Source organism: Hymenobacter daeguensis, from assembly GCF_054780555.1.
In genome coordinates, this window is record NZ_BAAGWC010000052.1 from 1 (window position 1) to 8,445 (window position 8,445).

Annotated in this window: 8 protein-coding genes; 4 read left to right on the forward strand and 4 right to left on the reverse strand. The window is 66.3% G+C overall.

Annotated elements, in window-relative coordinates:
- Window positions 1-381: 381 nt before the first annotated feature.
- From ACYVHT_RS23145 to ACYVHT_RS23155, 3 genes are all read right to left on the reverse strand, one after another.
- Window positions 382-1,380 carry an alpha/beta fold hydrolase gene (locus tag ACYVHT_RS23145; RefSeq protein WP_460557747.1) on the reverse strand — a complete coding sequence of 333 codons (999 nt, stop codon included), beginning with the start codon at window positions 1,378-1,380 and terminating at the stop codon, window positions 382-384.
- A 78-nt stretch (window positions 1,381-1,458) separates the two neighbouring features.
- Window positions 1,459-2,463, reverse strand: a complete 1,005-nt coding sequence (locus tag ACYVHT_RS23150; protein ID WP_460557749.1) for a class I SAM-dependent methyltransferase — start codon at window positions 2,461-2,463, stop codon at window positions 1,459-1,461.
- Window positions 2,464-2,493: 30 nt separating this feature from the next.
- Complete coding sequence (locus ACYVHT_RS23155) at window positions 2,494-2,949, reverse strand: peroxiredoxin (RefSeq protein ID WP_460557751.1); 456 nt, start codon at window positions 2,947-2,949, stop codon at window positions 2,494-2,496.
- Between the two features lie 96 nt (window positions 2,950-3,045).
- On the opposite strand from ACYVHT_RS23155, the gene ACYVHT_RS23160 reads away from it, so the two are divergent.
- The 3 genes from ACYVHT_RS23160 (at window position 3,046) to ACYVHT_RS23170 (ending at window position 6,668) form a co-directional block, all read left to right on the forward strand.
- The gene (locus ACYVHT_RS23160) at window positions 3,046-3,744 is read left to right on the forward strand and encodes a glycosyltransferase family 2 protein (RefSeq protein WP_460557753.1); all 699 of its coding nucleotides are present in this window, start codon (window positions 3,046-3,048) and stop codon (window positions 3,742-3,744) included.
- A gap of 78 nt (window positions 3,745-3,822) precedes the next feature.
- Complete coding sequence (locus ACYVHT_RS23165) at window positions 3,823-5,286, forward strand: cellulose synthase family protein (RefSeq protein WP_460557755.1); 1,464 nt, start codon at window positions 3,823-3,825, stop codon at window positions 5,284-5,286.
- 26 nt (window positions 5,287-5,312) lie between these two features.
- Entirely contained in the window at window positions 5,313-6,668 is a 1,356-nt protein-coding gene (locus ACYVHT_RS23170; RefSeq protein WP_460557757.1) for a hypothetical protein, read from the forward strand.
- Here ACYVHT_RS23170 and ACYVHT_RS23175 read toward each other — a convergent pair.
- The gene (locus ACYVHT_RS23175; RefSeq protein WP_460557759.1) at window positions 6,655-7,248 is read right to left on the reverse strand and encodes a hypothetical protein; all 594 of its coding nucleotides are present in this window, start codon (window positions 7,246-7,248) and stop codon (window positions 6,655-6,657) included. The two genes, ACYVHT_RS23170 and ACYVHT_RS23175, sit on opposite strands and share 14 nt — an antisense overlap.
- Window positions 7,249-7,357: 109 nt before the next feature.
- Here ACYVHT_RS23175 and ACYVHT_RS23180 point away from each other — a divergent pair.
- Window positions 7,358-8,445, forward strand: a 1,088-nt coding sequence (locus tag ACYVHT_RS23180; RefSeq protein ID WP_460557761.1) for a hypothetical protein, incomplete at its 3' end; no start/stop codon positions are given.

The window sequence follows — 8,445 nt, forward strand, 5'->3', positions numbered from 1 at the left end:
ATTGGATGCGCATTTTTTGGCCTTTATTCACTTGGCCGCAACCGTCCTTTGGTTGCGTGACTGTTAACACTTCCTAGAGCTTACAATCGCAGCCGGCCCACGCGAGATTGGATAAACTATGCCCAGGCGGAGCCCTATTTTTTGAGCCTGCCTACGCCGGGGTATGCCTGGCAGGGGCCGCCGAATGATTTTGGCCTGTATCAGCAACTGGGAAACGTAGCCGAAATGGTGCAGGAAGCCGGCCTTACCAAAGGCGGCAGCTACCGTGACTCACTCTCTGCCTGCACTATAAAAGCCCGAGGCCGCTATACTGGACCAGCACCTACCATCGGCTTCCGGTGCGTGTGCCAAACAACGTACCCTAACCGCTCCAGGTAGCCTTTACCCCAGAAAGGCCAGCAGCGCCTTGTAGAACTGCGCCGGTGCTTCCAGGTGTGGAATGTGGCCCACTTTCTCAATTTCCACCAGTTTTGCGCCTTTGATTTGGGCAGCAGTGCGGCGGCCCAGGGTGGGGTACTGGCCCATCTGGGCCAGGGTTTTGGGGGCTTTGATGAGGGCCTTGCCCACCACCGTGCGGTCGGCCTGGCCGATGATGAGCAGCGTGGGCACCACAACGCGGCCGAACTCATAGCTCACGGGCTGCTGGTATATCATGTCGAAGGTGAGGGCGTTGGCACGGGCTACTTTCGCAAAATCGGGGCTTTGGGTCTGGGCGGCCAGGGGCAGTAGCCATTGGTCGTGGGCCGCCGGGTAGCCATTGGGGTAGTAGGTTGCGTGGTATTTGCGGATGCTGGCTTCGGTGCTTTTCAGCTCGGTGGCCTCGGCCTGGTCCACCGACTGAAAGGGCACGCCCACGCGGTAGTCTTCGAGGCCGATGGGGTTTTCGAGCACCAGCTTCTCGGTGGTTTCGGGGTAAAGCAGGGCGAAGCGCGTGGCCAGCATGCCGCCCATGCTGTGCCCCACGATGACGGCTTTTTGCACACCCAGCGTATCGAGCAGGTGACGGGTGTTGCGGGCCAGCTGGTGGAAAGAGTAGTGGATGTCCGCCTTGTCCGACTTGCCGAAACCCAGCTGGTCGGGCACTACCACACGGAAGCCGGCGGCAGCCAGCGTCCTGATGGTTTCGCGCCAATACGCCCCGAAAAAGTTTTTGCCGTGCAGCAGCACCACGGTGCGGCCGTTGGGTTTGCCAGTGGGCGGCACGTCCATGTAGGCCATGCGCAGGCGCTGGCCTTCCAGCTTTAGCGGCAGCGTTTTGACGGGGAATGGGTAGGCGTAGCCATCGAGCGTGGCATTGAGCGGGGCCGTTTGGCCGGCGGCCGTGGCAGCAAAAAGCAGCAGCAACAGCAGGAAACGGGCAGTAGCAGCGAAGTGAGTCATGGCCCTGCTTACGCATAAATGGCCTCCACTGCCCATTATCATCCTGCCAATGCCGGGCTATGGTGTCCGGCCACGCGCTCAGGCCTGCGGCCGGGGCCGGTACACCCCAAACAGCAAGTCGCTGGGATGCGTGGCCAGAAACGCATCCTCGAGCCGGAAAAGCTCGGCTAGCAGCGCCTGAATTTCGGGGTCGTCTTCGCGAAGGAAATGGTGGGCAATGTCCTTGAGTACCAGCGTCAGAACATTGCCGCCGAGGGCAGCTTCTTCCAGCGGCTCGAAGTACTGGCGCAGCCCCGGCACAATGCGGTCCGACTCGGCCGCCTCCGACGGGTCGGCAAGGCGCATGCGCAGCCGGCCGGGGCCGCTGACGCTGGTTTTGAGCTGCTGCGAGAGGTAGCGCACCCGGTACCGGGCCGGCACCACATCGCGCAGAATGCGGTTGGTTTCGGCCAGCTGGGCGGCGGTCCACTGCAGCCGGGCGGGGCCCACGAAGTCGTTGAGCACCAGCAGCCCATCGGGCTTTAGCGTGCGGCGCACCCGCGCCAGAATCCCGTTCACGTCCCGGAAGTGGTGCAGGGCGGAGTGAAACAGCACCACGTCGTAAGCGCCCGCCGGCAGCTCGAGCGCGTTCACGTCGGCCACCTCGGTGCGGAAGCTGGGCAGGCCTTCCTGCCGGGCTATTGCGGCGGCCTGCGCCAGCAGGCGGCCGGCAATGTCCACGCAGCGCACCTCGCCAAACTGCGGCAGCCGGGCAAAGGCCAGCTCGTGCGAAGCCGCGCCGCTGCCCAGCGAAAGCAGGCGCAGGCCGCGCCGGTTGGGCAGGTACTTGGCAGCCACGTAGGCTTCGTAGGGCTGGTCGGGGTGGCCGGTCATGCGTGTGTTCCAGCGGCGGCGCACGGCGGGCACCTGCCACCAGTTGGCCGCCCGCAGCGTGGGGTCGTCGAAGGCCGAGCGGGTGCGGGCCAGGGCATCGGGCCGCAGCTTGGAGAGCAGAAACGGCAGGCCGCGCTGGCGCAGCTTGGCCAGGGTTTCGAGGAAGTCGTCGGAGGTAATGAGCGGCATGAGGGCGGCGGTTCGAGCCATCGAATGTAGCTCTCAGGCAGGCTTACTGGCTTATTTAGGCAGGCCCTGCAGCACCTTTTTGGCGTTGGCTACGTGGTCGGTAGCGCCGCTCAGCGAGTTGAAGATGTACTGGATAACGCCTTCTTTGTCAATTACGAAAGTGACGCGGCCTGGCAGCAGGCCCAGCAGGGCGCGGGGCACTTCGTAGAGCTTACGCACCTGACCGTCGGTGTCGGCCAGCAGTTCGAAGGGCAGGCGGTGCTTCTGGGTGAATTTCTGGTGCGAGGCTTCGCTATCGGAGCTGATGCCGATGACATCGGCCCCGAGGTCCTTGAAATCTTCGTACTGGTCGCGGAAGGAGCAGGCCTCGGCGGTGCAGCCGGGCGTGTCATCCTTGGGATAGAAGTAGAGCACGAGGTGCCGGCCGCGCTGGTCGGCCAGCCGAAACGAAGCGCCGGACGTGGTGGTGAGGGTGAAATCGGGAGCGGGTTGGCCTACCTGAAGCATGAGGGGAGGGGGCTTGAAAAACGGCCGCAAGGTAGCGGCCCGGCGGGGCTTTACGGCGGCGGGGGCATCTTTGTGGCCTGGTAAGCCTTTTTCCTCATGCCCCGACCACTCGTCAGCGTCATCATCCCGGCTCATAACGAAGCCGGAGCCATTGCCCTGGTGCTGGCCGAAATACCCCAGGGGCTGGCCCACGAAGTCGTGGTGGTCGATAACAACTCGACCGACGCCACGGGCGCCATCGCGGCGGCCTGCGGGGCCACCGTGCTGCGCGAGCCGCGCCCCGGCTACGGCTACGCCTGCCTGGCGGGCATGGCCCACGTCTTCGGCCGGCCGCAATCCGAGCAGCCGGACATCGTCGTATTTCTCGACGGTGACCACTCCGATTTCCCCGAACAGATGCCTGAGCTCCTGGCCCCGCTGCTAAGCGGCGCGGTCGACATGGTGATTGGCTCGCGGGCGCTGGGCGAGCGTGAAAAGGGCTCGCTGCTGCCCCAGCAGCGGTTTGGCAACTGGCTGGCCGCCGGGCTGCTGCGTCTGCGCTACGGCACCACCACCACCGATTTGGGCCCGTTTCGCGCCATACTGGCCCCGGCCCTGCTGCGCATCGGCATGGAAGACAAAACCTACGGCTGGACGGTGGAAATGCAGGTGAAGGCCGCCCGCCTGGGCCTGCGCACCGTGGAGGTGCCCGTGCGCTACCGCAAGCGCATTGGCACCAGCAAGGTATCGGGCACGGTACGGGGCACGCTCGGGGCCGGCTACAAGATTCTCTGGACGATTTTCAAATACTGGTAATGCTGCCCGGGCGGTAATTTGCGCCTGCTTTCTGCTCCCCTCCACCGTCGTGTTTCTAGCTTCTTTTTTGCGTTTCTGATGGTGGCACTGCCCATTTTGCTGGTGGTGGTGTACGGTTTGTGCCTGCTATTTATTCTGGGGTTCAGCGTGGGGCAGTGGCAGCTCACGCGGCTGGCGCTGCGGGCGTATGCCGCGCCGCCCCCGCTGGTGCCGGCCGCCCCGGCCGCGGCCGACTGGCCCCGCGTGCTGGTGCAGCTGCCCCTCTACAACGAGCAAAATGTGGTGGAGCGCATCATCGATGCCACGGCCGCCCTCGACTACCCCGCCGACCGCCTGCACATTCAGGTGCTCGACGACTCCACCGATGCCACCGTGGCGCTGGCGGCGGCCCGCGTGGCGCACCACACCGGCCAGGGCCTGAGCATCAGCCACGTGCGGCGCACCAGCCGGCAGGGCTACAAAGCCGGCGCGCTGCGCCACGGCCTCGAAGCGAATGCCGATGAGTTCGTGGCCATTTTCGATGCCGACTTCGTGCCCGCGCCCGATTTTCTGCGCCGCACCATTCCCTACTTTCTGCACGATGCGCAGGTGGGCGTGGTTCAGACGCGCTGGGGCCACCTCAACGAGGATGAGTCGCTGCTGACGCGTTTGCAGGCCTTCGGGCTGAACGCGCACTTTCTTATCGAGCAGGTGGGCCGCACGTTTGCGGGCTTTTTCATCAACTTCAACGGCACGGGCGGCGTGTGGCGGCGGGCCTGCATTGACGATGCCGGCGGCTGGCACACCGACACCCTCACCGAAGACCTCGACCTGAGCTACCGCGCCCAGCTGCGGGGCTGGCGGTTTATCTACCGCCCCGGCATTGTGGCCCCGGCCGAGCTGCCGGCGGTGATGGATGCCCTCAAGTCGCAGCAGTTCCGCTGGACCAAGGGCGCGGCCGAAACCGCCCACAAGCACCTCGGCAACATGTGGCGCTCGGGCCAGCCGCTGGCCGTGAAGCTGCAGGCCACCTTTCACCTGCTCAACAGCACGGTGTACATCGTCATCATGCTCATGGCGCTGCTGAGTGTGCCACTGGTGTTTGTGCGGGCGCAGTACCACGAGTACAAGGTGGTTTTTCAGCTGGCTTCCATTTTCCTGGTGGGCTTCACGCCGCTGATTTACTACTACTACACGGCCTGGCGCCTGGCACACCCCGGCAAGCCGCTGTGGCGCTACCCCGGGTTTTTCCTGCTGTTTTTGTCGGTTTCGATGGGCCTGGCCCTGCACAATGCCCGCGCGGTGGTGTTGGGCTGGCTGGGCCGCCGCACGCCCTTCGTGCGCACCCCCAAAGCCGGCACCGGCGGCCCGGCCCGGCGCCGCCGCTACCGCACGGGCGGCGTGGGCCCGCTGGTGCTGCTCGAAGGCGTGCTGGCGCTCTACTTCGCGTTCGGGCTGGCGGCCGGCGTTTATTTTGACGATTATGGGCTGATGCCTTTCCATTCGCTGCTGACCGTTGGCTTTGCCGCCATTTTCTATTATTCGGTGCGCCACAACCGGTGAGGCGCTCGTCATTCTACCTTCCTGCCTTGACACCCAAGCTTCCCTCCATTTCCCAAGCCCTGGCGCTGCTGCTTTCGGGCGCGGCGTATGCCGGCCTGGCGTATGCCACGCCGCGCACGGAGCTGGGGCAGCTGCTGGGCTTGTTTGGGGTGGCGCTGGCGGCGTATGGGTGGCTGCTGCACAGCCGGCTGCCGTTGCGCTGGGGCCTGGCGGCGGCGCTGCTGTTCCGGCTGCTGTGGCTGCCGGCCCTGCCGGCGCTGTCCGACGACGTGTACCGCTTCCGGTGGGATGGGCTGCTGGTGGCCAACGGCGCCAACCCGTTTCGCTACCGGCCCGACGAGATTATTGCCGATGGCGCCCGCGCCGTGCTGCCTACTCCCGAAGCGCGCACCCGGGCGCTGCCGCAGCTGCAGCAGCTCTACCGGCAGCTCAACTCGCCGCACTACTACTCGGTGTACCCGCCCGTGTGCCAGGCCGTGTTCGGAGCCGCCGCCTGGGTTTTTCCGGCATCGGAGCGCGGGTTTGCGCTTGCGCTGCGGCTCGTGATTCTGGGCTTTGAAGTGGGCGCGGCGGCCCTGCTGCTGGCCCTGCTGCCGGCCCTGGGCTGGCCGCCGGCCCGGGCCCTGCGCTACCTGCTGCACCCGCTGGTGATTGCCGAGCTGGTGGGCAACCTGCATTTTGAGGCGGGCGTGTTCTGCTTCGTGCTGCTGGCCATCTGGCTGCTGGGGCGGCAGCAATGGGCCAAATCGGCGGTGGCGCTGGGGCTGGGCGTGGCCACCAAGCTGCTGCCGCTGCTGCTGCTGCCGCTGCTGGTGCGGCGGCTGGGCTGGCGGCGCACGCTGCTGTATGCGGCCGTGGCCGGGGGCACGCTGCTGGTGCTGTTCAGCCCGTTTCTGTCGGTCGATTTGTTCGTGAACATCAGCCGGAGCCTGCGGCTGTATTTCCGCAATTTCGAGTTCAACGCCAGCATCTACTACGTGCTGCGGGCGGTGGGCTACTGGCTCACGACCTACAATCAGATTGCCATCATCGGGCCGGCGCTGGCGCTCACGGCCGGGCTGCTGGGCCTGGGGCTGGCCTGGCGCGAGCGCCGCCCCACGCTGGCCGCGCTGCCTGCCACGCTGCTGCTGCTGCTCACGGCTTACTACCTGCTGGCCACCACCATTCATCCGTGGTACATCACGCTGCTGGTGGGGCTGGGCACGCTCTCGCGCTTCCGGTTTCCGCTGGTGTGGGGTGGGCTGGCGGTGCTGTCCTACGCCGCGTATCGCACCAGCGCCTACACCGAAAACCTGTGGCTGGTGGGGCTGGAATACGTGGTGACGCTTGGGGCAATGGGCTGGGAGCTGGCGCGGCCCGGCAAAGGAGCTAGTGCGAGCTGAAATACTTTTTCAAATCCGTCCAGCACAGGCCGGAGCCGGTGCGCTGGTCGCGCCAGGCCACAATGCGCCACTCGTTGCTGCGCCGCCGCAGGATGAGGCGGATGTTGCCCTGCAGCAGGCCGGCGTGAAAAGCGGTGTCCTGCTGCGTCACGCGCAGCTGGTACAGGGCCGATACCTCGGCCGAATCGGCGGTGTAGAGCTGGTCGCGCCGGTCGCTGAGAACGAGGGAGTTGGTGACGCCCGTGGCCGTGCGGCGGCGCAGGCTGCTGAAGTAGGTGGTTTCCTCGGGCACGCCCCAGTTGGCGAAGAGGGCCGGCGAGGAGCCGGCGCTGGTAGGGTCGGGCACGAAGCGGAAGCCGGGGTTGCTGAGGCTGCGCTCGTAGTTGGCCACGTTCACGTTCTGCACGGCGGTGGTGAAGTTGGCCAGCAGAATGTCAATCTGGGTGGGCTGAATCCACTCGCTGGCGGCCACGGCGGGCTCGGGCTCGCGCAGCTGAAAGCAGGCCGGCAGCGCCAGCAGGGCCAGCCAGGGCAGGCGCCGGGCCGCTTTCAAACCAGTTCTTTCAAACCAAAAAGTCATTGCACAGCGGGGAAGTCGTATTCAGCAGAAAGATACGCGGCAGCGGCGAGAAGCCGACTTGTCCGGCCCAAAGCCGTACTTTCGTCGCCCGCCATCCGCTACCTCCCGCATGTCCCGAAAGCTTTTAGCGTTACTCACGGCGCTGCTGCTGCTGCTCACGCTGGCTACGTACGTCTACTACCGGCGCACCCTGGCGGCCGTGCCCGTCGACCCCTACACACTGGTGCCCGATGATGCCGTGCTGGTACTCAGCACCCACGACCATCCCAACCTGGTGCGCCACCTGCAGGAAACCGACCTCTGGGACAACCTCACCACGGTGCGCTACTTCCAGCAGGCCGCCGGCCACCTGGCCCTGGCCGACAGCCTGGCCGGCGGCAACGCCCGGCGGCGCAACAACTTGCTACGGCTATTGGGCAAAAAGCTGGTCATCACCTCGGTGCACGTCACCGGGCCGGGCGAGTTCGATGTGCTCTACCAGGTGCCGCTGGCCCACGTGAGCGAGTACCGCCAGGTGCGCAGCCTGCTCGAAACCCTGGGCCGCGACCCGCGCTACCGCCTCAGCACCCGCGACTACGAGGACCAGGAACTGACCGTGCTCACCGAGCTGCGCGGCGAAACCAGCATCACCGTGCTCAACTACCGCAACCACTTGCTCATCAGTGCCAATCCGGCGCTGGTGGAAGCGGTGGTGCGCCGCCTGGCCCACCCGGAAGCGCCCACCGTGCTGGCCGCCTTCGGCTCCACCGATTTGCTGAAGCTGCGCGGGCTCGATGCCACGCTGCTCATCAACTACCGCCGCCTGCCGCAGTTTCTCGACGTGCTTTTCCGGCCCGATGTGCACGGGCAGTTCGACCAGCTCACCGGGCTGGTGTCGCAGGGCCTGCTGGGCGTGAAGCTGGCCGGCAGCCGGGCCCAGCTGCAGGGCTTCTCGAACCCCGAAACGGCCCGGGGTACCCTGCAGCAGCGCCTGCGCGGCCAGCCGGCCCAGCCCCTGGCCCTTGCCGACGTGCTGAGTACCCGCACCGCGCTGCTGCTGCACCTGGCCACCGCGCCCGCCCGCGCCTGGCCCCGCGCCGGCCGCCCGCTGGTCGATTCGCTGGGCCACGAGGCGGCGCTGGACAGCCTGCGGGCCTCTTTGGGGAGTGAAATGGCCGTGGCCTACCTGGCCGCCGCTACGCCGGGTGCCCGGCCGGG

Bases quoted from the DNA above. Each gene is read 5' to 3' on its own strand.
- ACYVHT_RS23160 (WP_460557753.1), top strand. From the start codon at position 3,046: ATGCCCCGACCACTCGTCAGCGTCATCATCCCGGCTCATAACGAAGCC.
- ACYVHT_RS23175 (WP_460557759.1), bottom strand. From the start codon at position 7,248: ATGACTTTTTGGTTTGAAAGAACTGGTTTGAAAGCGGCCCGGCGCCTG.
- ACYVHT_RS23150 (WP_460557749.1), bottom strand. From the start codon at position 2,463: ATGGCTCGAACCGCCGCCCTCATGCCGCTCATTACCTCCGACGACTTC.
- ACYVHT_RS23145 (WP_460557747.1), bottom strand. From the start codon at position 1,380: ATGACTCACTTCGCTGCTACTGCCCGTTTCCTGCTGTTGCTGCTGCTT.
- ACYVHT_RS23165 (WP_460557755.1), top strand. From the start codon at position 3,823: ATGGTGGCACTGCCCATTTTGCTGGTGGTGGTGTACGGTTTGTGCCTG.
- ACYVHT_RS23155 (WP_460557751.1), bottom strand. From the start codon at position 2,949: ATGCTTCAGGTAGGCCAACCCGCTCCCGATTTCACCCTCACCACCACG.